Below are 24460 nucleotides of genomic sequence, written 5' to 3' on the forward strand. Positions count from 1 at the left end.
AGTGAAAGACAGGTCATCAGGAGGAACCCCTCCTGATGACTTATAACACTCATGGACGGGAAACAAACCCAACGGCCTGGTACACTTTTTTCAGCGTTTCCTGCGCACGGGCGCTGGCTTTCTCGGCGCCGTCGCGCATCACCTGCTGCAAGAAAGCCTCGTCATTACGGAAACGATGATAGCGTTCCTGTAATTCCGTCAACATACCGGATACGGCATCGGCAACGGCGCCTTTCAGGTGACCATACATCTGGCCGCTGAATTCCTGCTCCAGTTCGGCAATGGTTTTCCCGGTGACGGCAGACAGAATATCCAACAGGTTGGAGACCCCGGCTTTATTCACTAGGTCATAACGAACGACAGGCGGCTCATCAGAATCCGTCACCGCACGTTTGATCTTCTTCACCACCGACTTCGGATCTTCCAGCAGGCCAATCACGTTATTGCGGTTATCATCAGACTTGGACATCTTCCTGCTCGGATCCAGCAAAGACATCACCCGGGCGCCGGACTTTGGAATAAACGGCTCTGGCACCTTGAAAATATCCCCGTACAGCGTATTGAAACGCTGGGCGATATCGCGGCTCAATTCCAGATGCTGTTTCTGATCTTCACCCACCGGCACCTGGGTGGTCTGATATAGCAGAATATCCGCCGCCATCAGCACCGGATAATCAAACAAACCGGCATTGATATTTTCTTCATAACGCGCTGATTTATCTTTAAATTGCGTCATGCGGCTCAGTTCGCCGAAATAGGCGTAGCAGTTCAGCACCCAGCTTAGCTGGGTATGTTCAGGGACATGCGACTGAACGAAGATAGTGCTCTTCTTCGGATCGATCCCGCAGGCCAGATACAGCGCCAGCGTATCCAGCGTCGCTTTTCTCAGCTGTTGGGCATCCTGACGCACCGTAATGGCATGCAGATCGACGATACAGTAGATGCAATCGTAGTCATCCTGCATATTCACCCACTGACGTAACGCACCCATGTAGTTACCAATGGTCAATTCACCAGACGGTTGTGCACCGCTAAATACAATGGGCTTACTCATACTAATGTTTCCTGATTTTTTGAAGATGACAGCCCGACGATGGGCAACAGGTCGGCAAAACGATCCAGCACAATATCCGGATGACTGAGTTCAATCGCTTCACCATAGTTATATCCGTAGGTCATGCCGACGCAGGGGCAACCGGCGGCCTGGGATGCTTGAATATCGTTACGCGAATCCCCCACGAACAGCAACTCGTTCGCCCGTAAGCCTAACTTGCCCAGCACCAGATACAGGGGAGCCGGATGCGGTTTCTTTGCGATGACATCATCACCGCCGATAATGAGGGAAAAATAGGCGTCAATGCCCAGCGACGCCAGCAAAGGCGCAACAAACGGCGTCGGTTTATTGGTCACCACCGCCATGGGAAATCCCTGCCGGGCCAGATGCGCCAGCGTCTCTTTTACCTGAGGAAACAGCCGGCTGCCGCCGTCAACCGTTTGCGCATAGTCGAGATCAAACTGCTTGCGGGTATCGCGGATCCGCTGTGGCGTTGGCTCGACGCCGGCCCAGCGCAGCGCGCGCTCAACCAGAACATCGGCGCCGTTGCCAATCCAGGTGGCGACCTGCGCCTCGCCCGCGGCCGGCAGAGATTGCGCCTGTAACGCTAAATCTATCGCGGCGGCCAGCCCGGGCAAACTGTTAATCAGCGTGCCATCTAAATCAAACGCCAGCCCACGAATCAACGCCATGTCAGTCATGCGCCACCTTCGCCACTTCGCCGCGCATCTGCTCAATGACCGAGCGATAATCAGGCTGGCTGAAAATTGCCGATCCCGCCACAAACATATCGGCCCCCGCCGCGGCAATGGCGCCGATATTGTCGACCTTGACGCCGCCGTCCACTTCCAGACGAATATCATAGCCGCTGTCGTCAATCCGCTTGCGCACCTGCCGCAGCTTGTCCAGCGTGGACGGAATAAACGATTGCCCGCCAAAACCGGGATTGACCGACATCAGTAAAATAATATCCAGCTTATCCATGACGTAATCAAGATAGCTGAGAGGCGTTGCCGGGTTGAAAACCAGACCGGCCTTGCAACCGTGATCTTTGATCAGTTGCAGGGAGCGATCGATATGTTCCGAGGCTTCCGGATGAAAAGTAATGAAACTGGCGCCCGCCTGCGCAAAATCGGGAATAATGCGATCAACCGGCTTGACCATCAAATGAACATCAATCGGCGCACTGATGCCATAGTCCCGCAAGGATTTCAACACCAGCGGGCCAATGGTCAGATTAGGCACATAGTGGTTATCCATCACATCAAAGTGAACCACATCGGCGCCGGCCGCCAGTACGTTAGCGGTATCTTCACCCAGTCGGGCAAAGTCAGCCGACAGGATAGACGGGGCGATTAAAAACGGTTTCATTCGGTTCTCCAAACGATAAGGTCTGAATTCCTGCTGTCGGGATGTTCTGGTCCGTCACCCGATAAGCGTTCGGTTGCTGAGCAACGCTAACTTCCAATCAATCATATTCATCTTGTGGCCGCACTGCCCTGCTTGTCATCCCATATCCGTTCACATGGCCGGTGCGGTTTATCAAACCGGATCAGGCATACAGCGCCAGAAGTTCGTTTACTTTACTACGACCCAGAATATTACGGCTAATCGTCCGGCGCGCTTTTACCACATAAAGTGAGGCGTCCTGATACCACTCGCGGGTCAACACCGTATCGTGATTCGAAATCAACACCGGGATCCGGTTTTCCACCGACAAACGATAGGCCAGCCTGGCCAGATCTTGCTGGTCGACGCTATTAAAATTTTTGGTGTGGTACGCCGTAAAGTTAGCGGTCGCCGATAACGGCGCATAGGGAGGATCGCAATAAACCACCGATCCGGGCGCCGCTTTAATCAACGTCTGCTGATAATGTTCACAAACAAATGTTGCGTTCCGGGCTTTAAAAGCGAACCAGCGGATTTCTTCTTCCGGGAAATAGGGTTTTTTATAACGTCCGAACGGCACATTAAATTCGCCACGCATGTTATAGCGGCACAGGCCGTTATAACAATGACGGTTCAGATACAGAAACAATACCGCCCGCCGATAGGCATCGGTGCAGAGATTAAACTCTTCGCGCAGCAGATAAAAAACTTCTGAAGTATTCACTTCGTCCGTAAAAAGCTTGCGGGAGTCGCGGACAAAATCGTCGGTATTCGACTTAACGATATTGTAAAGATTGATGAGGTCGCTATTAATATCAGCCAATATATAGTTGTCGTACTCTGTATTCAGAAATACAGAACCCGCACCGACAAAAGGTTCGATAAGGCAGTCTCCTGCGGGTAAATAGCGACGAATTTCTTCTACCAGCGGATATTTACCACCAGCCCATTTTAAAAAAGCGCGGTTTTTCTTCATGCCGTCGTTAGTTACTCATACTTTATCAGAGCCGCGGATTGTACTCTGTGTCAGACAGCACATCAGGGCTAAAATTGGTGTTACTTATTCAAGTCCTGCTTCACCTGACGGATCGGCTTAACCCATGGTTTTTTCGCTTGTACATCAGCAGGCAGCGTTGCAACCGCCCGCCTTGCTTCTGAAGAAGAAGCATAGACTCCACTCACTAATACATACCAAGGTTTTCCATCGCGTTTGGTTTCATACACCCATGAATGAGTCAGATTATGCTGCTTAGCGTAAGCTTGCAGCGTATCTGAACGGGAAGCGCTGCTCAGTTGCAAGGTAAAATGGCTGGCTGGCGCGCTTTGTATTGAACTGCTTTGACCAGCGGACGCATTTGCCGCAGGTTTGCCCGCAGCGGCTTTCTGAGTATTCGTTGCCGATGGTCTGGCGCCGCTGTGCGCCGAATTATTGTGCGTAGACCTCTCCGCGGGACGGGGCGCCGGTGTTCTGGTCGTTGGCGCCACCGTGGCCGGCGCGGTCGGCAGCGTAGAGCTACCTATCGCGCCTTGAGAAAATTCGTTAACGCGGCCCTGCTGCTGAGAAAGCGCGTCGGTAATATTACCTGGCAACTCGATACGTTGCTGGCCGCTAACCTGCGGTTGAACCTGTGCTTCCGTCGGCGTGCCGGCGATAGGCGGCGCGCTCAGCGTTTGCGGCGACTGTCCGGCGACGGCGGGAGAGGCCTCAACCGGCGCGGCGGTCTCTGTTTGCGTCATTGGCGATGATGAAGAAAGATCGATACTCTTTTCACCACCGGTTTGGCTCTGGGGCTGAGAAGTCTGCGGATGAGATGGCGCCTGTAAGGCAGAACCAATACCAATAATAATCAACAGCAATACCAATATCCCGATGGCGATCATCAGGTGCTGTTTGGAAAGCGCGATTTTCGGTACAGAAAAATGACTGCTTCTTTTTTGCTGACGTGTTGGTCGACGGTCACTGGCATCAGGCTTCAGCTCATCTTCCGGCTTAAACTCATCCATTTAAAACCCCCCAACTGAAAGGTTAAAATTCGCAACGTTATCCCCACAGCGAATTATTAAATCATAACGCATTGTATTTTATTAACCATAAACCATCAGAGCTTATCTGTCGTTAACGCATTTGCCGTTAACAAAACGGTAAAGCGCTTAGGCAAGACAATCAGCTATCGACGCGAGCACAATATCACGGGCTACGCCACCACGGACTTCGGAATGACCAATAGATGTCGGCAGCACAAGACGTAACTCACCGGCCAGCACTTTCTTATCACGCATCATGTGGGGAAGGTATGATTCCGGCGCCATCTGTTCCGGCCCGTCAACAGGCAGACCGGCCCGAACGAATAGAGACTTGATACGTTCGATATCATCAGCGGAAAACTGCCCGAGACGCCGGGCGGTATGGGCGGCCATCACCATACCCGCCGCAATCGCTTCGCCATGCAGCCAGTTACCGTATCCCATTTCCGCTTCAATCGCATGGCCGTAGGTGTGCCCGAGATTAAGCAATGCGCGCATGCCGCTTTCGCGTTCATCCGCAGCAACAACCGCCGCTTTCAGTTCACAGCAGCGGCGGATACAGTAAGCCAACGCGTCATGCTGTAATCCGCGCACCGCCTCAATATTTTCTTCCAGCCAGTGAAAGAAATCGCGATCCAGAATAATACCGTACTTGATCACTTCGGCCAGTCCGGATGAAAGCTCCCGCGCTGGTAAGGTTTTCAGGCAATCCAAATCGACAACCACTGACGCCGGTTGATAGAAAGCGCCGATCATATTCTTGCCCAGCGGATGATTCACTGCGGTTTTACCGCCAACGGAAGAATCAACCTGCGCCAGTAGCGTAGTCGGCACCTGAATGAAACGAACGCCGCGCTGGTAGCTGGCGGCGGCGAAACCGGCCAGATCGCCAATCACGCCGCCGCCCAACGCAACAATCGTCGTATCGCGGCCGTGCGGTTTAGCCAGCAGCGCGGTAAAGACCTGATCCAGCACCATCAGGGATTTATATTTCTCCCCATCCGGCAATATCACCTGATCGACATGCACACCGCTTTGCTCAAGCACGCGGCGGACATGGTCAAGGTAGAGGGGAGCCAAGGTCTGGTTGGTCACCAGCATGGCCTGTTCCCCGGCTTTCAACGGCATAAAAGAGGCCGAATCATTAAACAATCCGGCGGCTATCGTAATAGGATAACTACGTTCCGCTAATGTTACGGTAATTCTTTCCATGCTCGTTCAATAACCTGTTCAAAACCCGCATAACGCAGATGATGTATTACACTCAGTTACTTTCCAGCATATTGATAATCTGGTTAGCAACTACCTTGGCGCTTTGTTCATCGGTCCGGATAGTGACATCAGCGATTTCCTCGTACAGCGGATTCCGCTCTCTCGCCAACTCTTCCAGAACTTCACGCGGAGGCGTTTCAACCTGAAGCAACGGACGCTTCTTATCGCGCTGCGTGCGGGCGAGCTGCTTCTCAATCGTCGTTTCCAGATAAACGACGACCCCACGCGCGGAAAGACGATTGCGTGTCTCACGTGATTTGACCGAACCGCCGCCTGTCGCCAGCACGATACCTTGTTTTTCCGTCAATTCATTAATGACTTTCTCTTCGCGATCGCGGAAGCCTTCTTCGCCTTCCACATCGAATACCCAGCCCACATCAGCCCCGGTGCGTCGCTCAATTTCTTGATCGGAGTCGAAAAACTCCATATTGAGTTGCTGAGCTAACTGACGGCCAATAGTGCTTTTGCCGGCACCCATAGGCCCAACCAGAAAGATATTGCGTTTCTCTGCCATGTTTTTTGGTATTACTAAGACAATTCGTTAATGATAACCCGCCCCGCCAATCAACCCAGCGACGGGACCTAAACTGAAACCTCATGAGCGATAGTGCGAGAATCAGACAAAAAATTATCTCAATACTCAGGGTAGTTTGGCAACCGAATAAAATGCCACACGACATACAGGTGGTAATATCGTGTGTTTTATCGACATTTTCGGAGGAACAACACTTCTGTGCTCAATTCGCTAACCCTTGTAAGCTAAATCCGCCGCAGCGTCAAACTTAGAAGACATGAATCAATCAAAATGTTGCGCCATTTGCATGAAAACATCACGTTCCTTATTACTTATAAAGAGGGAATTAACGTCGGCGTGATAAAAATGACCAACTCCCGCCGGGTATGCTGCTGCGTGTTGTTTTTGAACAAATATCCCAGCAGGGGAATATTGCCTAAAGCCGGTATCTGGCTGCCGCCGTTTTTTTTCTGCTGCTGAAAAATACCCCCCAGAACGATGGTTTCACCATCGGCAACCGTAACCTGCGTTTGTATTTCCTGTTTATCGATCGCCAGCGCGTCGCCATTTTCGCCCTGTTTTATCACCTGCCCCGGCATATTCTGGCTGATTTTCAGATTCAGCGTAATCCGACCGGCGCGCAGAATGCTGGGGGTCACCTCCATTCCCAACACCGCTTCCTTGAATTCAATGGATGTCGATCCGCTGGCGCCGCTGGAAACTTGGTAGGGAATTTCCGTACCCTGTTTGATACTGGCGGTTTGCTGATGGGCGGTGAACAACCGCGGGCTGGCGATGATCTCAACCTGATTTTCCTGCTCTAACGCCATCAGCTCCAAATCAAGCAGACGCCCATTCAGCCGCGCCAAATGAAAGCCGGCGTTTATCGCTGGCGTCGTGACCGGCAAACTGATGTTGAAATTATTCAACCGCGGGGCTTTATTGGCCGTGTCGCCGGCTCCCAGCCCCCAGTCGACGCCCAACGCCTGTAGGTGTTCACTGCTGATCGTCACAATATGCGCGGCCAGTCGCACCTGCGACAGCGGTAAATCCAGTTCGCTCACCCACGGTTCAAGCTGCGCCAGCGCCTCTTGCGTATCACGGATCAGTAAGGTATTGGTTCGCTTATCCACGGTCACGCTGCCCCGATCGGTCAGGAGCGCGCCGCGTTGCGCCTGCACACTGGCGGCCACCTCCGCGACATCAGCGTGCCGCAAGGTGACTGACAGATTGTGCAATGGTTGCTTTTGCGCCTGTCGGGCAAGATGCTCTTCTTTTTGTCGCTGCAATTCATCAAGGCGTCCGGCGGGATATATCAGTAAAACATTACCGTCCCGCTCCATCGTAAGCTGCCCCATATGTAAAACAATATCCAATGCCTGCTGCCAGGGAACCTCCGCCAACCGCAGGCTGATCGTCCCCTCAACGCCCGGCGCAACAACCAGATTTAGCCGCTGATGGTCGGCCAACGCCTGTAATATCCGCGATATGGGCGAGTCTTCAAACGCGATAGACACCGGCGCTTCACCTCTTGCCGGCCCCGACGCGGCGGCAAGAAGCAGTAAAGCCAGAACAAACATTTTCTGAAGCGATGGAAACGTCATAACCTTCCTTGTCGTAGAGAGTAGATAAAAGCCGTTTATGAAAGTGGAATTTCAGGTGGCATGACCGGTTTAGTAATAAAGGGAGATACCAGAGCAACGTCCGCCGGCGCGCCGTCACAAACATCGGCCTGGTCTGTGGGCGTCAGGATAGCGCCGGATCTGTCCAGATGGCTGACCCGCCAGTTTCCCGGCGGAATCGCCTCCCCGCGAGTCAGCTTTAACCACTCGCCTTCCGATTGCGTCAGCCATCCCACCCATTTTTCACCGGAACCCATGACGCCTTTTAATTGCCATTTCTGCAAGGAATAACGCTGGCTACAGCGTTGCGCAGAGACGGGACGAAAAGGATCGCGGCCGGCTTCCGCCGCCTCTGCCGGCCCGATGCTGAATAAAGCGATAACCAGCGATACGCGGGAGGTTCGCGCAATAATCCTATTCACCCTCTTCTCTCCGCTCAGCCATCGGTTTCACCCATGTCATGTCAATGTGTAAAGCCCCCTCCGTAGACTTCATGGCGAGGTGCTCAATCTTTAAAATATGCGGCTGCGCGATAAATTTACGCAACATACGCAGCAGCGCCGGGTAGTCGGCGCTAAAAGTTAACTGCCAGGCTTCGCGGTTAGCGGAAACCGGATTAAGGTCGGGTCGCCAGGAAAGCAATGACGCGCCGGATTGCGACAACAGCGCCGAGAGCCGTTGCGCCGGCATATCGGCATGAAAAGGCGCGGTTTCCGTCGCTACCCCGGCTAGCTGTTCCGTCAAAACGGTCAATGCGGGCATCGTCCCCAATTGTTGCTGAATATGCCGGATTGCGGCGTACTGCTTATCGATCTGCTGTTTCAGCGCCTCGGCTCGCTGTTGTCCGCCACTCAGCGCCAACACGATCCCCAGCCACGAAAAAATGACCATCGGCACAAGTTGCGCGCTTGCCAGTACCCACAGCGGCTTACTTATCCACACCGGCCAGTTAAGCATCGAATGAGTCACCGATGTTCCCCCTCGTCTGTCGACCCCGTGGCTCCCCAATCCGCCTGAAGAGAAAAACGCAATAACGAACGCGCGCTCTGCTGTCTTAACGCCTGAAGAACCTGTATTCGCCCCAGCGCCGGATGGCGGCCTAATGCACGATGTAAATCCACAATATCGGTATAATTCTCGCTGATTCCGGAAATCAACACATGTTCGCCGCGATCGACGATATCCGTCAGCCAGAGACGCCGGGGCATCATCGACGGCACCTGCTCCAGCAGGCGCAAATAGCGCTGGTTATGACGCATCCCTGCGGCATCGGCGTCACGCTGGGCCTGATAATGCCGCCACCTGCTCCACATCTGGCGGGTTTGCTGATATTGCATCGTCAATTGCCGCAACTGCGCCGATATGTCGCTCAGTTCGCGCTGCGACATCAGCCGTTGCTGATGCCGATGCGCAGAGATCCCAGCGAGCGTCGCCGCGACCAGCGCCAGTTGCAGCAGCAATGCCAGCAGCCAGTTACGCGCTCGCCGGCGTAAGCGCCGTTTACGCCAGGGCAAAAGATTAACCCGCGGCATGTTCAGCAATCCCCTGGGCGCACCGCCAGGCCGCCCGCGATAACAAAGGCCGATGGAAAATCAGGTAAGGGCGGCTGCATCTGGTTGAAAGCGGTCAGCGGAGACCACGGTTTCAGCACGTCGGCGGCACTGTTGGCTAAATCAGGTAACGTGCTGCTGTAATAGGCCGTATTATCAACATCTGGTAGATAGCGGGCGCTTACCAATGACAGAACGTTGGCGTCGGAAATCACCTCGTCAGGATCGATAACCCCAAACTGAAAAGGATGATTCAGCGGAGAGATCCATAGCCAACCGTCCGCCAGCCGATGCAGGAATAACCGGTTATATTCAAGTCCCGCCGCATCCGCCATACAACGAATCGCGCTGGTTGAAACATCGACCACTTCGGGATGTAAATCCGCACTACGCAGACAATCAAGCCAATGATTTAATTCACTTCGCCGCGCCGCCGTAATCACTAAAGATCCCGGCGAGTGCGGATCTTCACGGTAGTCTATCGCTAACGAATCACTGCTGACCGGCAGCTTGCGGGCAGCCATATTTTCGATGTACCAACCGCGTTCAGGCTCTTGCAGCCGGCTGTCCGGCGCCGGCAGGCGTTGCTGTAATATCAGCTGCGCCGGAAACCCCACCCGCAGCGAAATATGACGGGGTAAGAGTCGGCGCCATTTCAGTAAGGTCTCACAAAGCGCTTCAGTATGGTGTAGACTACCTGCGCGTAAGGTGTCGCCCGGCAGCGGAAACTGCCACCAGTGACGAAGCTGCCAGCCGTAACGCCGGCGTTGTACCGCCAGCGCACGCATAAAGCCGTTTTGTATATCTAATCCAACCCGCCAGATGTGATAAGCCATGTTCAAATCGATCTCCTTATCTATTGCAAAGAACGCATCCACAGTTAAAAGAACGTATCCACAGTACTGGCTTACCTTTATACTAGCGCGCGATTGTTTATAAACTGTCCAAACGCTACTGAATGGAAAATCTCAGGTGAAGTTCGTAAAGTATTTACTCATCCTTGCAGTGACTTGCATCCTGCTGGGAGCAGCCTCGATATATGGTCTGTACCGCTATATCGAACCCCAGTTGCCCGATGTCACCACATTGAAAGACATCCGGCTGCAAACGCCCATGCAGGTATACAGCGCCGATGGCGAACTGATCGCCCAGTTCGGTGAAAAACGCCGTATCCCACTGAAGCTGGAACAGATCCCGCCGGTGCTGGTGCATGCCTTTATCGCCACGGAAGACAGCCGTTTCTATGAGCACCACGGCGTCGATCCGGTGGGGATCATCCGTGCCGCCTCGATTGCGTTAAGCTCCGGTCATGCTTCCCAGGGCGCCAGCACCATTACGCAGCAACTTGCCAGAAACTTTTTCCTCAGCCCGGAACGCACCCTGATTCGTAAGATCAAGGAAGTCTTTCTGGCAATCCGCATTGAGCAACTGCTCACTAAAGATGAAATTCTTGAGCTATACCTGAATAAAATCTACCTCGGATACCGCGCTTACGGCGTCGGCGCGGCCGCACATGTTTACTTTGGCCGTCCTGTCGATCAGCTTACGCTGAGCGAGATGGCGATGATTGCCGGTTTACCGAAAGCGCCGTCCACCTTTAATCCGCTTTATTCCTATGACCGCGCCATTGCGCGGCGTAACGTAGTTCTGGCGCGCATGAGGGATGAGAACTACATCACTCAGGCGCAATATGATGAAGCGCGGAATGAAAAGCTGGTGGCTGACTATCACGCGCCGCAGATTGCGTTTTCCGCGCCTTATGTGGCGGAAATGGTGCGTCAGGAAATGGTCAAGCGTTATGGCGATGATGCCTATAACGACGGCTATAAGGTCTACACCACCATCACCAGAAAACGCCAGTTGGCCGCGCAAGACGCGCTGCGCAATAACGTCCTCGCCTATGACATGCGCCACGGCTATCGCGGCCCGACAAAAGTGCTGTGGAAAATTGGCGAAAGCGCCTGGGATCAGGACAAGATCGTCGCCACGCTGAAAAGCCTGCCGGTTTACGGCCCGTTATTCCCGGCCGTCGTCACCGCGACGCAGGCCGACAGCGCGGTTGCCGTGATGTCCGACGGCAGTCACATCTCTTTGCCGATGGCCGGTATGCGCTGGGCGCGTCCTTATCGTTCCGATACGCAACAAGGCCCGACCCCCAGACGCGTGACCGACGTGGTGCAAGCCGGTCAGCAGGTGTGGGTGCGCAAAGTGGACAACGATTGGTGGCTTGCTCAGGTGCCGGATGTGAATTCGGCGCTGGTGTCGCTCAACCCGAACAATGGCGCCATTGAAGCGCTGGTGGGGGGATTTGACTTTAACCAAAGCAAGTTTAACCGCGCGACGCAGGCGTTGCGTCAGATTGGCTCCAACATCAAGCCGTTCCTTTATACCGCCGCGATGGACAAAGGCCTGACGCTCGCCACGATCCTGAATGATGTGCCGATTACGCGTTGGGACGCGGGCGCGGGTTCGGACTGGCGGCCGAAAAATTCACCCGCAACCTATGACGGCCCCATCCGTTTGCGTCAGGGACTGGGACAATCCAAAAACGTGGTGATGGTACGCGCCATGCGGGCAATGGGCGTGGATTACGCCGCAGAATACTTGCAGCGTTTCGGCTTCCCGAAACAGAACATTGTCTATACCGAATCGCTGGCGCTGGGCGCCCCCTCGTTTACGCCGCTACAGGTGGTTCGCGGCTATGCGGTGATGGCGAACGGCGGTTATCTGGTCGATCCCTATCTGATTACCAAAATAGAGAGCGAGGCGGGCGGCGCCGTCTTTACCGCCACGCCGAAAGTGGTCTGCGATACCTGTAATTTACCGTTGGTTTACGGTGAAACGCAGCGGGCCGCAACGCTGTCTGCGGATAGTATGGAAAATGTGGCGACGTCCAGAGAAAACCGGAACGCCTTACCCATGCCGCAACTGGAGCCGGTTACGCCGCAAGAAGCGCTGCAAAAGACCGCACCGCCTTATGCGCCGCATGTGATCAGCACGCCGCTGGCTTTCCTGATCAAGGATGCTCTGAACAGCAATGTGTTTGGCGAGCCGGGCTGGACGGGTACGGGGTGGCGCGCCGGCCGTGAACTGAACCGTCGTGATATTGGCGGAAAAACGGGGACGACCAACAGTTCCAAAGACGCCTGGTTTTCGGGCTATGGCCCAGACCTTGTCACCTCCGTGTGGATCGGCTTTGACGACCATCGCCGTACTTTAGGCACCAGCAGCGCGTCTGGCGCGATCAAAGATCAAATATCGGGTTATGAAGGCGGCGCGAAAACGGCGCAGCCCGCCTGGGATGATTTTATGAAAGCCGCGCTGGATGGGGTTCCCGAGCAGCCGCTGACTCCGCCGCCGGGCATCGTCAGCGTGTCTATCGATCGCAGCAGCGGCAAACTGTCCAACGGCGGCGGCAACAGTCGCGCCGAGTTCTTTATTGAAGGAACGCAGCCGACGGAATATGAAGTCCATGAAGTCGGCACGACCTTGATGGATAACGGACAGAGCGAAGAGCTGTTCTGATCGCTGTGGCGGAGTTGCCTACACAACAGGCGCTGAATACGGCGCCTTTTTTATTTTTTCCTGTCCGCAATAAGTTTACTGCCGGCCTAACCAATCCTGCGTTAAAAACAGCGCGCTGACATTACGCGCTTCCCGAAAATCCGGATCCTGTAGCAGCGACATCATATCGCTTATCGGCCAGCGCACTTTCGGCATCGGTTCCGGCTCATCACCCTCACGACTTTGCGGATACAGCCCGCGCGCGACGACAATGTTCATCTGGCTGGAAAAATAGGACGGCGCCATCGTCAATGTGGCTAACAAATCCATTTTTTCCGCACCAAATCCCGCCTCCTCCATCAGTTCCCGGTTGGCCGCTTCGAATACCGTCTCGCCCGGATCGATCAATCCTTTAGGAAACCCAAGTTCATATTGTTCAATCCCCACCGCATACTCACGGATCAACAGCAGTTCATCATCAATGATCGGCACAATCATCACCGCTTCCCGGCCGCTTGGCCGCATCCGCTCATAAACCCGTCGAGCGCCATTACTGAATTCCAGATCGATGGATTCAACATTGAACAAACGCGATCGCGCAACTGTTTCTACTTTGAGGATTTTAGGTTTTTGCAGGTTATGACTCATAATGGCCCCATAGAGAAATTACGACCAGAACGACACTTTCGCCCAACCCGAATGATCGGTTTATGTTACCTTCACCATAGTTGCCGGCGTGTCGCAGAATGAAACGAAATCGTTAATATTCTTTTTTGATCTTGCTCACATTGTGCGTTAACAATGGCCTTCGCTGCAACTCTCATGAACATGAATGTACTTTTTCATAACATGAGGTAAACATCGCCGTTGAAGTAAAAATAAAAAGTCAATGACCTGTCAAAAAATCAGACTTTCCTCATTTCAGATGTTCCTGCTGAGAGTTACTATCATCGCCTTGCGTGGACAATTTCCGTTATTTTTTAATTAGTAATCTAATAAAACAAGACCATACGGGTTACCATCGATTGTATAAGTTTGTTAAAATTCGACATAAACAAGGAGCTAGCCGCTTTGGGATGGAGATGACATGAGCACAATATTTATCCTATTGGCTATATTGTTTGCCTGTCTGCTCGCCGTCGGAAGTTTCATTGGCTACCGTATGCGCCGACGCCTGCCATTCGCCAATCCCTTGCCGGTAACGCCATCGTTGCCCCGTCAACTGACACCGGAAGAACGCATTGCCGTTGAGCATTATCTTGCTCAGGAAAATAGTCAGACAACCACGCCGCTCGACACGCCGACCGACCAACCCAAGCTCCCCCGTTCATTACAAAGCAATCGGGTCTATCCGATCACGCATACCATTACGCGTTACGGCCTGAGCACCGACGCGCAAACGAAATGGCGCTACTATATCGATACGCAGGAGATTCATCTGCCCCCCAATTGGGAGCAGTATATTACCGAAAATAACACCGTCGAATTGATTAAAACCCGTTCAATCCCCCTGGTTATTTCCCTGAACGGGCACTCATTGGCGGAATGCGTCGATAACCGTCAGGTGATGCCCGCCCCTGAAATTCCGATGCCCAATGCCTCCATTCGTCAGGAAGAACATGAACACGCCGAGCTGGTGACCATTCGTAAGGAAACCAGAGAAGAGCATGCCATCCATCACTCCGCGGGGCTGAAAGAAGCCGGGGTTCTCTGTCTGGCATTCCTGTTGTTGCTCATCAGTCTTAACAGCCCGATAGCGCTGCTTCCCTGGCTGACCGGCTCCGCGGCGCTGCTCGCCGCCTGGAGTGTCTGGCAGCTCTTCCGCTCCCCCTCAGAGCAGGAACTGCGTGACGTCCACTGCCTGCATGGCACGCCGCAAAGTCTCGGGCTTTTTGGCGAATCCAACCAGGGGCAGTTCGGTAATATTTCATTGGGTAATATCGACCTTATTTATCCCCCCCACTGGCAACCCTATATCTCGCTGGATTTAGGCAGGAAAACCGATGTCGATATTTATCTTAACCGGCAGGTCGTCCGTCAGGGGGAACACCTTTCGTTGCATGACGAAGTAAAAAACTTTCCCCTGCAACGGTGGGGGAAAAATCTGCTGCTGGCGGCCGGATCGCTGTTCAGCCTGATCCTCTTATTGACCTACGTTCCCCTTGAACTGCCGTTAAAGCTCAGTATGGCCTGGATACAAGGCGCGCAACATATTCAGGTGACTCAGGTTGATGAACTGGAAAAAATACCGCTTAAAATCGGCGATGCCCTGAACGTTCAGGGCTCCGGAATGTGTTATGTCCCGTCCGGGATCCATCCCGCAAGCAGCAACTCTCCGCCCCATGCCTTTACGCCTTTTGACTGTTCCGCGATTTACTGGAATAAGGCCGACCCTTTACCCTTGCCGGAATCCGATATCATTGAAAAAACCTCGGCGCTGCTTAACGCGGTGAATAGTCAGTTACATCCCCAGACCGATAACGAAGGCCAGGTTAACTCCCAGCTTGCCACCGCCATTCAAAAATCCGGCATGATCCTGCTGAACGATTTTTCAGAGATTGTGCTGAAAACACAGGAACTCTGCGAGCAGGAGAGAGACTGTACCCGGCTGAAAAATGCATTGATTAATCTGGGCAACGTGAAGAACTGGGATACGCTGGTAAAACAGGCTAGATCGGGATCGCTGAAAGGCATGAACGTTCTGCTGCGCCCGGTAAGCGCGGAGACGCTGGAATCGCTCGTCAACAGCTCAACTGACTTTTTCTTCTATCAGGAAATCAATAACGCCGCTGATTTACTCAATAGCCCTCCTCCGGGCGGCTTTTTAATTCGCAGCGATGAAGGACGCCAATTCGTCAGTCACCCTTTGCCGCTCATGCCGCTGCATGAATACCGCCCCTCAGACCAATGGCAAGAACTCCAGCGGTTATCAGCCATGTTATTACACACGCCGTTTAATGCATCGGGCGTCATCACTCACCTCAGCACCGATGCCAATGGCACCCAGCATATTGGCCTGCACAGTGAACCCGATGTCATTACGCTGTGGCGTTATCTTGGCAGTTGTCTGCTGTTGCTGATCTTTTCCGCGACATTGATCGCCAACGCCGTGCTGTTGGGCATAAAAGTCCGTAAGAGTCGGCAGCGGGTAACCCATATTCAGCATTACTATGCCCAACGCTTTGGCCCCGCCGCCTCGCCGCCGCCCTTGCTCGACAACCGCATGGCCCAGCCCTGAACGTCGCGACGCGCGGCGCTGTTATGTTATTCTGATAGCGCTGCCGCCGACATCTCCCCCGCCAACGTTCAGGAATCGTTCGCTATCTGGAGTTATTTATGAGCCCCCCTATTAACTGGCAAGAAATTGATACCGTCATACTGGATATGGATGGCACGCTGCTTGATCTGGCGTTTGATAGCTATTTCTGGTTGCAACTGGTGCCGCAGTCGCTCAGTGAAAAACGCGGCATCAGTCTGGAACAGGCGCAACAGTTTATCGCAACGGAGTACCAGGCGGTGCAGAATACGCTCAACTGGTACAGTTTCGATTACTGGAGCGAGAAGCTGGGGCTGGACATCTATCAGATGACGACGGATATCGGCGCCCGCGTCCGTCTGCGCTCAGACACGACACCGTTCCTGTCGGCGCTGCGCGACAGCCGAAAACGAACTATTCTACTGACTAATGCTCACCCGCACAGCCTGGCGGTCAAGATTGAACACACCGGGCTGGATCAGCACCTTGATTTATTGCTTTCCACCCACACTTATGGGTATCCGAAAGAGAATCAGCGGTTATGGCAGGCCGTGCAGCGGCAAACCGGTTTCAATCCGGCCAGAACGCTGTTTGTTGATGACAGCGAACCGATTCTGGACGCCGCCAAAACGTTCGGCATACGCTATTGTCTGGGCGTCAGTAATCCCGATTCCAGCCAGCAGGAAAAATCATTCCGGCAGCATCCGGCACTGAATGACTATCTTGGGCTATTACCGTCGTTGCTGCGCTCGGTAAACCCCGGTAATCAGGAGAGTTCATGATGAAAGCAACCGAGAATGCCGACGAAGCCATCCGTCTGGATAAATGGTTGTGGGCCGCCCGTTTCTATAAAACCCGGGCTATTGCGCGTGAAATGGTTGACGGCGGCAAAGTCCACTACAACGGACAACGCAGCAAGCCCAGTAAGCTGGTTGAGCTGAATGCCGAGATCAAGTTACGGCAGGGAAACGACGAGCGTACGGTGATTGTTCGCGCGCTCAGCGGTCAACGCCGAACCGCCACTGAAGCCCAGTCGCTGTATCAGGAAACCACAGCCAGCATTGAAAAACGGGAAAAGCTGGCGCTGGCGCGAAAAATGAATGCGCTGACCATGCCGCACCCGGATCGTCGCCCTGATAAGAAAGAACGGCGGGATCTGATTAAATTTAAATACAGCGATCAGGAATAAACCCAATATGGCCACCCATGACCAACTACACCGTTACCTGTTTGAAAATTATGCCGTTCGTGGCGAATTGGCGACGGTAAGCGATACCTATCGGCACATTCTGACCAATCATGACTACCCTGCCGCGGTGCAAACGTTGCTGGGAGAAATGCTGGTCGCCACCAGTCTGTTAACGGCAACCTTAAAGTTCAACGGAGATATCACCGTGCAGCTTCAGGGAGACGGCCCGCTGAAGCTGGCGGTGATTAACGGCGACCATCGACAGCAAATGCGTGGCGTGGCGCGCCTGCAAGGCGAAATCGCGCCGGATAGCTCACTCAAAGACATGGTCGGTAACGGCTATCTGGTGATTACCATTACGCCGACGGAAGGCGAACGCTATCAGGGCGTCGTTGGCCTTGAGGGTGAAACGCTCGCCGATTGTCTGGAAAACTACTTCCTGCAATCCGAACAGCTTCCCACCCGGTTATTTATCCGCACCGGACGGCATGAAGGCCGCATGGCCGCCGCCGGTATGTTGTTACAGGTGCTGCCGGCGCAAAACGCCGGCCGTGATGATTTCGATCATCTGGCACAGCTAACAGCCACGGTCAAAGCCGATGAATTATTTACGCTTTCCGCCAACGATGTGCTTTACCGCCTCTACCATCAGGAACAGGTCACGGTATATGAGCCGCAGACGGTATCTTTCCAATGCCATTGTTCGCGCGATCGCTGCGCCGATGCATTAATGACGCTTTCCGACCAGGACATGGCCGACATGCTGGAGCAGGACGGCGAGATCGACATGCACTGCGACTATTGCGGTAGTCACTACCGCTTCAGTGCCGAAGAGATACAGGCGCTCAAACAGAATCCATCAGATAATCTTTTGCATTAATCCTTTCACGGGTACGTCAGGTACCCGTTTTATTCTCTTTATTAACAAAGCGATAAATTAACCTGTTCAATTTTACAACATATTGAATAAGCAAAGTAATTAACGAATTTATTCAATTTTATGATTGCTATCGCGGTTAAAATAAGCTTACTGCTTACAATGGTTCTCAGTATGACTATAACTATTGAGGAGTAGCGACATGCAGATCAAAGGTATGACACCACAAGCTCTCGCGGCTTATGGAATCCAAAATGTCCGCGGTATTGTCTACAACCCCAGCTATGAATTACTTTTTAAAGAAGAACTCGACCCAACCCTACAAGGCTATGAACGCGGCATAGAAACCAAACTGGGCGCCGTCGCCGTCGACACCGGCATTTTTACCGGCCGTTCCCCGAAAGACAAATACATCGTTCGCGATGACGTCACCCGCGACAGCGTGTGGTGGTCGGATCAAGGGAAAGGTAAAAATGATAACCACCCCCTGAGTCAGGAAACCTGGACACACCTGAAACAGCTGGTGACCACGCAATTATCGGGCAAGCGCCTGTTTATCGTCGACGCTTTCTGCGGCGCCAACCCGGATAGCCGCCTGAAGGTTCGCTTCATTACCGAAGTGGCCTGGCAGGCGCACTTCGTTAAAAACATGTTTATTCGCCCGAGTGATGAAGAACTACAGGATTTCGAGCCTGATTTCATCGTCATGAACGGCGCCAAATGCACCAACCCGCAATGGCAGGAACAGGGGCTGAACTCCGAAAACTTCATCGCCTTTAATCTGACGGAACGTATTCAGTTGATTGGCGGCACCTGGTACGGCGGCGAAATGAAGAAAGGGATGTTCTCCATCATGAACTACCTGTTGCCGCTAAAAGGCATCGCCTCCATGCACTGCTCGGCCAACGTCGGCGAACAAGGCGATGTGGCGATCTTCTTCGGCCTTTCCGGCACGGGTAAAACCACCCTGTCCACCGACCCTAAACGCCAGTTGATCGGCGATGATGAGCACGGCTGGGATGATGACGGCGTCTTCAACTTTGAGGGCGGTTGCTACGCCAAAACCATTAAACTGTCCAAAGAAGCGGAGCCGGATATTTATGGCGCCATCAAGCGGGACGCGCTACTGGAAAACGTCACCGTGCTGGCGGACGGCAGCGTCGATTTCAACGACGGTTCAAAAACCGAGAATACCCGCGTTTCCTATCCGATCTACCACATTCACAACATTGTGAAACCGGTCTCCAAAGCCGGGCATGCCACCAAGGTGATTTTCCTGACGGCGGATGCGTTCGGCGTATTGCCGCCGGTGTCCCGGCTGACGTCAGACCAGACCCAGTACCACTTCCTGTCTGGCTTCACCGCCAAACTGGCGGGCACCGAACGCGGCGTGACGGAACCGACGCCGACGTTCTCCGCCTGCTTCGGCGCCGCCTTCCTGTCGCTGCATCCCACGCAGTACGCAGAGGTGCTGGTCAAACGCATGAAAGCCTCCGGCGCTCAGGCGTACCTGGTGAATACCGGCTGGAACGGCACCGGGAAACGTATTTCCATCAAAGATACGCGCGGCATTATCGACGCCATCCTCAATGGCAGCATTGACGATGCGGAAATGCGGACGCTGCCGATCTTCAATCTGGCGATCCCAACCTCATTGCCGGGCGTTGATCCTGACATTCTCGATCCGCGCGATACCTACGCGGATCTGGCGCAATGGCAGGAAAAAGCGGAAGATCTGGCGCAACGGTTTATCGCCAACTTTGATAAATACACCGACGCGCCCGCCGGCGCCGCTTTGGTTACCGCTGGCCCTAAGCTGTAACCGGGCGATAACGGGGAGAGGCAACAAAGGCGCGGGGATCCGCGCCTTTTACTTATCATGCCGGCTAGTCTTTAGCCGTACTGCTCTCGGCGCTTACCCTATCAAACAGCAGCGGCAAATAAGCCCGGACGTACAGTCCGCCGCGCTCGTTGGCGCCCACGTCAAGTACGCCGTGATGCGCATCAATAATTCGCTGCACGATCGCCAGCCCCAGACCCGTTCCGCTGGTGCTGCGGGCGCTGTCGCCGCGGACAAAAGGTTGGAACAGGTGCTTAAGCTGCTCCGGATCGATGCCGGCGCCATCATCCTCAACCTGAAACCAGGCGCGCTGCAATTCACGGCCGGTGCTGACCTTGATCCAGCCGTTGCCATAACGGGCCGCGTTTACCACCAGATTCAGCGCCGCGCGTTTAATTGACAAAGGACTGACGCGAACCATCAATTCGCCTGAGGAAAAATCGCTGTCAATCTGGCGTTCATAGCCGCTTTCAGCCGCCACCACTTCGCCCATAATGGCGTTAAGATCCGCCACTTCGGTTTGCATTTCCTGACCGGTGCGCAGGTAGTCGATGAACTGCTCGATGATCGCATTGCACTCTTCAATATCTTTATTGATCGACTCCGCCAGATAGTCGTCATCCTTGCTCATCATTTCCGTCGCCAGACGAATACGCGTCAGCGGGGTGCGTAAATCGTGACTGACGCCCGCCATCAGCAGAGTACGATCGTCCGCCAGCAGCTTCACGCCCGAGGCCATCTGGTTAAACGCCCGGGTCACCGAGCGCACCTCCGAGGCGCCATACTCACGCAACGGCGGCGGAATAATGCCTTTACCGACCTGTAAGGCCGCATGTTCCAGTTCGACAAGCGGACGATTCTGCACCCGAATAAACAGCCACGCGCCGCCAATCACCAAGAGCATAATCGCCAGCGTGTAGCGAAATAGCGGGGAAAAATCCCCCTGATGAATTTCGGTTAACGGCACCCGCACCCAGATATCCGGCGACAGCCAGGTTTTCAGCCACACCACCGGGGTATTTTTGTTCACCTCAACCCGCACGTCCGTCGGGCCGCCCAACTGTTGCGCCATCTGCTGGCTCAGAAACTTATAGTGCTGAGCCCACCGCAGGCCGCTCTCCTCCGCCGCCGCATTGGTATATAACGATATACCCAGCTCACGGTAAATCTCACGCCGGAACGCAGGCGGCACCTCCAGGGTGGTGCCGTCCTCCAGTTGCAGGCTGTCGGTCATCAGCATTCTTACTTCATAGGCCAGCACTTTATTAAACTGCTGTAAACTCGGCAAAATAGCGAAGTTCAGCACCACCAAATAGGTGGTGACCAGACTGACGAACAACAGCGTGACAATCAGCAACAATGTCCGGGCAAATGAGCTGCGCGGAGAAAAGCGCCATCGCATCATGCCTTACTGCCGTCCGGCACAAAGACGTAACCCAGGCCCCAAACGGTTTGGATATAGCGCGGGTGCGCCGGATCCTCTTCCACCATGCGCCGCAGACGGGAAATCTGTACGTCGATGGAACGTTCCATGGCGCTGTATTCGCGGCCGCGCGCCAGATTCATCAGTTTGTCGCGCGACAGTGGCTCCCGCGGATGGCTGACCAGCGCTTTGAGCACGGCAAACTCACCGCTGGTTAACGGCATAGGCTCATCATCGCGGAACATTTCGCGTGTGCCCAGATTCAGTTTGAATTTACCAAAGGCGATAATCGCCTCTTCCTGCGACGGCGCGCCCGGCAGCTCATTTGCCTGACGGCGCAGCACCGCACGAATACGGGCCAACAGCTCACGTGGATTAAACGGTTTGGGAATATAGTCATCCGCGCCGATTTCCAGGCCGACGATACGGTCAACCTCTTCCCCTTTCGCCGTCACCATGATGATTGGCATGGGATTACTCTGGCTGCGCAAACGACGGCAGATGGACAGACCGTCTTCACCCGGCAGCATCAGATCCAACACCATCAGGTGAAATGACTCGCGGGTCAGTAAACGATCCATCTGTTCAGCATTGGCAACGCTGCGTACCTGAAAACCCTGCTCGGTCAGATAACGTTCCAGCAGCGCGCGTAAACGCATATCGTCATCCACAACCAGAATTTTATAGTTCTCTTGCATTCTCTTTCTCCAAAGGCGCAATAGCCGCCGATGCCGCTATTGTTCAGAAACATTCGAATTACTGACAGTCGTTTCTGGTATACATTCTAGGCAAAATTGTTACAAAGCATATTAAAATACGCTTAATCAACCGTTTCCTTGCGTTAGTGATCGCTACCTTGCCATAAACCGACCGCCGTTCGCTATGCCAACGCATGGCGTTGGGCGTTAAAGCACACAATAGGTAATGGAATTCGCCGAAAGCGCATTTTATAAGCCCCAAAGGGATGCCGCACCGCCTCAGAAATACTTGATATAATGCCGGCCAATATCCCCAATAGCATGAGATTGAAAGCGAGTGAAAACCAAGCTGATCACCCGGGAAGGATACAACAAGCTCAAAGCGGAACACGACCATCTCTGGAATGTGAAACGACCCGAGATAACCCGGATCGTGTCATGGGCCGCCAGTCTGGGGGACAGATCTGAAAACGCCGATTATACCTATAATAAGCGTTTGCTACGCCAGATTGACCGCCGCGTCCGCTACTTGAGAAAGTGTCTGACCGAGCTACAGATCGTCGACTATTCCCCGCAACAGGACGGCAAGGTCTTTTTTGGCGCCTGGGTCGAAATTGAAAACGAAGAAGGCCGGACAAGACGCTTTCGCATCGTCGGGCCTGATGAAATTTATGGCGACGCTAAAGATTACATCTCCATTGACTCGCCGATGGCGCGGGCATTACTGAAAAAAGAGGTCGATCAGGCCTTCACCGTCACCACCCCGGAAGGCGCCAAAGAATGGTACGTCAATGCGATCGAATACATCACGCGCCAGAGCGAATAACCGGAAATTTTTTCGCTATCAAACGTTATGCTTCATTCAGCCGGGAAACATAATCCCGGCGCGGTTCGCCGATATAAATCTGCCGCGGACGATAAATCTTGATGTCCTGCTGATTGTGCATTTCATTCCAGTGCGCAATCCACCCGATGGTGCGGCCGACGGCGGAAATCACCGGAAACATCGAGGACGGCAGCCCCATCGCTTTGAGGATCACCGCGGTGTAAAAATCGGCGCTGGGATACAATTTGTTTTCCAGGAAATAGGGATCGGTGATGGCAATATGCTCCAGCTCGATGGCGACCTGAAGCAGGCTGTCTTCCATCCCCAGTTCACTGAGGACGTCGTAACAGGTTTTACGCAGGATGGCGGCACGCGGATCGAAATGTTGATAGATCGAATTGCCAAATCCCATCAGCCGCAACGAGTCGCCCTGATCTTTTGCCCGCTTCAAAAACGCCGGAATACGATCGACCGTTTTAATCTCTTCCAGCATGCGCATGCAGGCTTCGTTGGCGCCGCCATGCAACGGCCCCCACATTGAAGCCAGCCCTGCGGCAATACAGGCAAACGGGTTGGCCCCGGATGAACCGGAAGCCCTGACCGCCATGGTGGACGGACACTGGCCGTGGTCGGCGTGCAGGATCAGAATCCGGTTCATCGCGTTTTCCAGCACCGGATTCACCTCATACTTTTCCGCCGGAATAGAAAACAGCATATGCAGGAGATTACCGGTATAGGAAAGCGAATTGCGAGGATAAACGGCGGGCTGTTCGATAGAGTATTTGTAACACATCGCCGCCAGCGTCGGCATTTTCGACAACAGCCGGACGGCGGCCAATTCGCGATGTTCGGGATTGTTAATATCCAGCACGTCATGATAGAACGCCGCCAGCGCCCCGACGACCGCACACATCAGCGCCATAGGATGCGCATCGCGGCGAAAGCCGCTGAACATACGGCTGATCTGCTCATGCACCAGGGTATGGCGGGTAATGGTGTTGGCAAATCTGGCGTATTCGTCCTTTGAAGGCGCCTCGCCGTGCAGCAGGATAAAGCAGACTTCGGTAAAATCACAGTTATCCGCCAGTTGCTCGACAGGAAACCCCCGATGCAGCAACACGCTGTTGGCGGCGTCAATGTAGGTAATTTCAGATTCACACCCTGCCGTATTGGCAAAACCGGGATCGTAACTGCATAACCCCCGAGCGCCGAGCGGGCGAATATCCACGGCATCCCTACCCATCACGCCGGAACGAATGTCCAGCGTGATATTTTCCTGCCCGTCTACAATCAGGGTGGACTTGCTTACTGTCATTGAACTCTCTCCTGCACGGATTGGTCATCGCGGTTGCTATAAACGGCCTTGACTATTTAATACGCTAAAAACGCCGCGCGGTTATAACAATCTTACGCAATATTGA

General features: G+C 53.8%; 23 protein-coding genes. 7 read left to right on the forward strand and 16 right to left on the reverse strand.

Annotation, left to right across the window (positions count from 1 at the left end):
* Nucleotides 1–49: 49 nt before the first annotated feature.
* The 12 genes from trpS to pilM form a co-directional block, all read right to left on the reverse strand.
* Nucleotides 50–1054: a tryptophan--tRNA ligase gene (gene trpS / locus HOY33_RS16740; RefSeq protein ID WP_172291279.1), complete on the reverse strand. Its 1005-nt coding sequence runs from the start codon at nucleotides 1052–1054 to the stop codon at nucleotides 50–52.
* Nucleotides 1051–1755 (reverse strand): phosphoglycolate phosphatase, encoded by a 705-nt coding sequence (locus HOY33_RS16745; protein WP_172291280.1) that lies wholly within the window; start codon nucleotides 1753–1755, stop codon nucleotides 1051–1053. Before HOY33_RS16745 ends, trpS begins: the two co-directional genes overlap by 4 nt.
* Nucleotides 1748–2425 carry a ribulose-phosphate 3-epimerase gene (gene rpe, locus HOY33_RS16750; RefSeq protein ID WP_172291281.1) on the reverse strand — a complete coding sequence of 226 codons (678 nt, stop codon included), beginning with the start codon at nucleotides 2423–2425 and terminating at the stop codon, nucleotides 1748–1750. Before rpe ends, HOY33_RS16745 begins: the two co-directional genes overlap by 8 nt.
* A 181-nt stretch (nucleotides 2426–2606) precedes the next feature.
* Entirely contained in the window at nucleotides 2607–3419 is an 813-nt protein-coding gene (dam, locus tag HOY33_RS16755; protein ID WP_172291282.1) for an adenine-specific DNA-methyltransferase, read from the reverse strand.
* Between the two features lie 80 nt (nucleotides 3420–3499).
* Nucleotides 3500–4447, reverse strand: a complete 948-nt coding sequence (locus tag HOY33_RS16760; protein WP_172291283.1) for an SPOR domain-containing protein — start codon at nucleotides 4445–4447, stop codon at nucleotides 3500–3502.
* A gap of 147 nt (nucleotides 4448–4594) precedes the next feature.
* Nucleotides 4595–5680 carry a 3-dehydroquinate synthase gene (gene aroB / locus HOY33_RS16765; RefSeq protein ID WP_172291284.1) on the reverse strand — a complete coding sequence of 362 codons (1086 nt, stop codon included), beginning with the start codon at nucleotides 5678–5680 and terminating at the stop codon, nucleotides 4595–4597.
* Between the two features lie 52 nt (nucleotides 5681–5732).
* Complete coding sequence (gene aroK, locus HOY33_RS16770) at nucleotides 5733–6254, reverse strand: shikimate kinase AroK (protein ID WP_113867471.1); 522 nt, start codon at nucleotides 6252–6254, stop codon at nucleotides 5733–5735.
* Between the two features lie 332 nt (nucleotides 6255–6586).
* Entirely contained in the window at nucleotides 6587–7858 is a 1272-nt protein-coding gene (hofQ, locus tag HOY33_RS16775; RefSeq protein ID WP_172291285.1) for a DNA uptake porin HofQ, read from the reverse strand.
* Nucleotides 7859–7893: 35 nt separating this feature from the next.
* On the reverse strand, nucleotides 7894–8298 hold the full coding sequence (locus HOY33_RS16780) for a HofP DNA utilization family protein (protein ID WP_330528048.1): 405 nt from the start codon (nucleotides 8296–8298) through the stop codon (nucleotides 7894–7896).
* Nucleotides 8291–8845: a hypothetical protein gene (locus HOY33_RS16785; protein ID WP_172291286.1), complete on the reverse strand. Its 555-nt coding sequence runs from the start codon at nucleotides 8843–8845 to the stop codon at nucleotides 8291–8293. The genes HOY33_RS16780 and HOY33_RS16785 overlap by 8 nt, the downstream gene beginning before the upstream one ends.
* Nucleotides 8842–9408, reverse strand: a complete 567-nt coding sequence (locus tag HOY33_RS16790) for a PilN domain-containing protein (RefSeq protein ID WP_172291287.1) — start codon at nucleotides 9406–9408, stop codon at nucleotides 8842–8844. Before HOY33_RS16790 ends, HOY33_RS16785 begins: the two co-directional genes overlap by 4 nt.
* 2 nt (nucleotides 9409–9410) lie before the next feature.
* Nucleotides 9411–10262, reverse strand: coding sequence for a pilus assembly protein PilM (gene pilM / locus HOY33_RS16795; protein WP_172291288.1), 852 nt, complete (start codon nucleotides 10260–10262; stop codon nucleotides 9411–9413).
* Nucleotides 10263–10398: 136 nt separating this feature from the next.
* Here pilM and mrcA point away from each other — a divergent pair, with 136 nt between their 5' ends.
* On the forward strand, nucleotides 10399–12951 hold the full coding sequence (mrcA, locus tag HOY33_RS16800) for a peptidoglycan glycosyltransferase/peptidoglycan DD-transpeptidase MrcA (protein WP_172291289.1): 2553 nt from the start codon (nucleotides 10399–10401) through the stop codon (nucleotides 12949–12951).
* Between the two features lie 75 nt (nucleotides 12952–13026).
* On the opposite strand, the gene nudE is transcribed toward mrcA, so the two are convergent.
* Complete coding sequence (gene nudE, locus HOY33_RS16805) at nucleotides 13027–13578, reverse strand: ADP compounds hydrolase NudE (protein ID WP_172291290.1); 552 nt, start codon at nucleotides 13576–13578, stop codon at nucleotides 13027–13029.
* Nucleotides 13579–14017: 439 nt separating this feature from the next.
* On the opposite strand from nudE, the gene HOY33_RS16810 reads away from it, so the two are divergent.
* From HOY33_RS16810 to pckA, 5 genes are all read left to right on the forward strand, one after another.
* Nucleotides 14018–16168, forward strand: a complete 2151-nt coding sequence (locus HOY33_RS16810; protein WP_172291291.1) for an intracellular growth attenuator family protein — start codon at nucleotides 14018–14020, stop codon at nucleotides 16166–16168.
* Between the two features lie 98 nt (nucleotides 16169–16266).
* Nucleotides 16267–16968: a GMP/IMP nucleotidase gene (gene yrfG / locus HOY33_RS16815; RefSeq protein ID WP_172291292.1), complete on the forward strand. Its 702-nt coding sequence runs from the start codon at nucleotides 16267–16269 to the stop codon at nucleotides 16966–16968.
* On the forward strand, nucleotides 16965–17375 hold the full coding sequence (gene hslR / locus HOY33_RS16820; protein WP_172291293.1) for a ribosome-associated heat shock protein Hsp15: 411 nt from the start codon (nucleotides 16965–16967) through the stop codon (nucleotides 17373–17375). Before yrfG ends, hslR begins: the two co-directional genes overlap by 4 nt.
* Nucleotides 17376–17382: 7 nt before the next feature.
* Nucleotides 17383–18255 (forward strand): Hsp33 family molecular chaperone HslO, encoded by an 873-nt coding sequence (hslO, locus tag HOY33_RS16825; RefSeq protein ID WP_172291294.1) that lies wholly within the window; start codon nucleotides 17383–17385, stop codon nucleotides 18253–18255.
* A gap of 199 nt (nucleotides 18256–18454) precedes the next feature.
* Nucleotides 18455–20074: a phosphoenolpyruvate carboxykinase (ATP) gene (gene pckA, locus HOY33_RS16830; protein ID WP_172291295.1), complete on the forward strand. Its 1620-nt coding sequence runs from the start codon at nucleotides 18455–18457 to the stop codon at nucleotides 20072–20074.
* 64 nt (nucleotides 20075–20138) lie between these two features.
* On the opposite strand, the gene envZ is transcribed toward pckA, so the two are convergent.
* On the reverse strand, nucleotides 20139–21497 hold the full coding sequence (envZ, locus tag HOY33_RS16835) for a two-component system sensor histidine kinase EnvZ (RefSeq protein WP_172291296.1): 1359 nt from the start codon (nucleotides 21495–21497) through the stop codon (nucleotides 20139–20141).
* Entirely contained in the window at nucleotides 21494–22213 is a 720-nt protein-coding gene (gene ompR / locus HOY33_RS16840; RefSeq protein ID WP_005969424.1) for a two-component system response regulator OmpR, read from the reverse strand. The genes envZ and ompR overlap by 4 nt, the downstream gene beginning before the upstream one ends.
* Before the next feature lie 337 nt (nucleotides 22214–22550).
* Here ompR and greB point away from each other — a divergent pair, with 337 nt between their 5' ends.
* Nucleotides 22551–23039 (forward strand): transcription elongation factor GreB, encoded by a 489-nt coding sequence (gene greB / locus HOY33_RS16845; protein ID WP_172291297.1) that lies wholly within the window; start codon nucleotides 22551–22553, stop codon nucleotides 23037–23039.
* 25 nt (nucleotides 23040–23064) lie between these two features.
* On the opposite strand, the gene HOY33_RS16850 is transcribed toward greB, so the two are convergent.
* On the reverse strand, nucleotides 23065–24354 hold the full coding sequence (locus tag HOY33_RS16850) for a citrate synthase (RefSeq protein ID WP_172291298.1): 1290 nt from the start codon (nucleotides 24352–24354) through the stop codon (nucleotides 23065–23067).
* Between the last annotated feature and the right edge of the window lie 106 nt (nucleotides 24355–24460).

Source organism: Brenneria sp. hezel4-2-4 (assembly GCF_013155275.1).
In the GTDB taxonomy this organism is placed as follows: domain Bacteria; phylum Pseudomonadota; class Gammaproteobacteria; order Enterobacterales; family Enterobacteriaceae; genus Brenneria.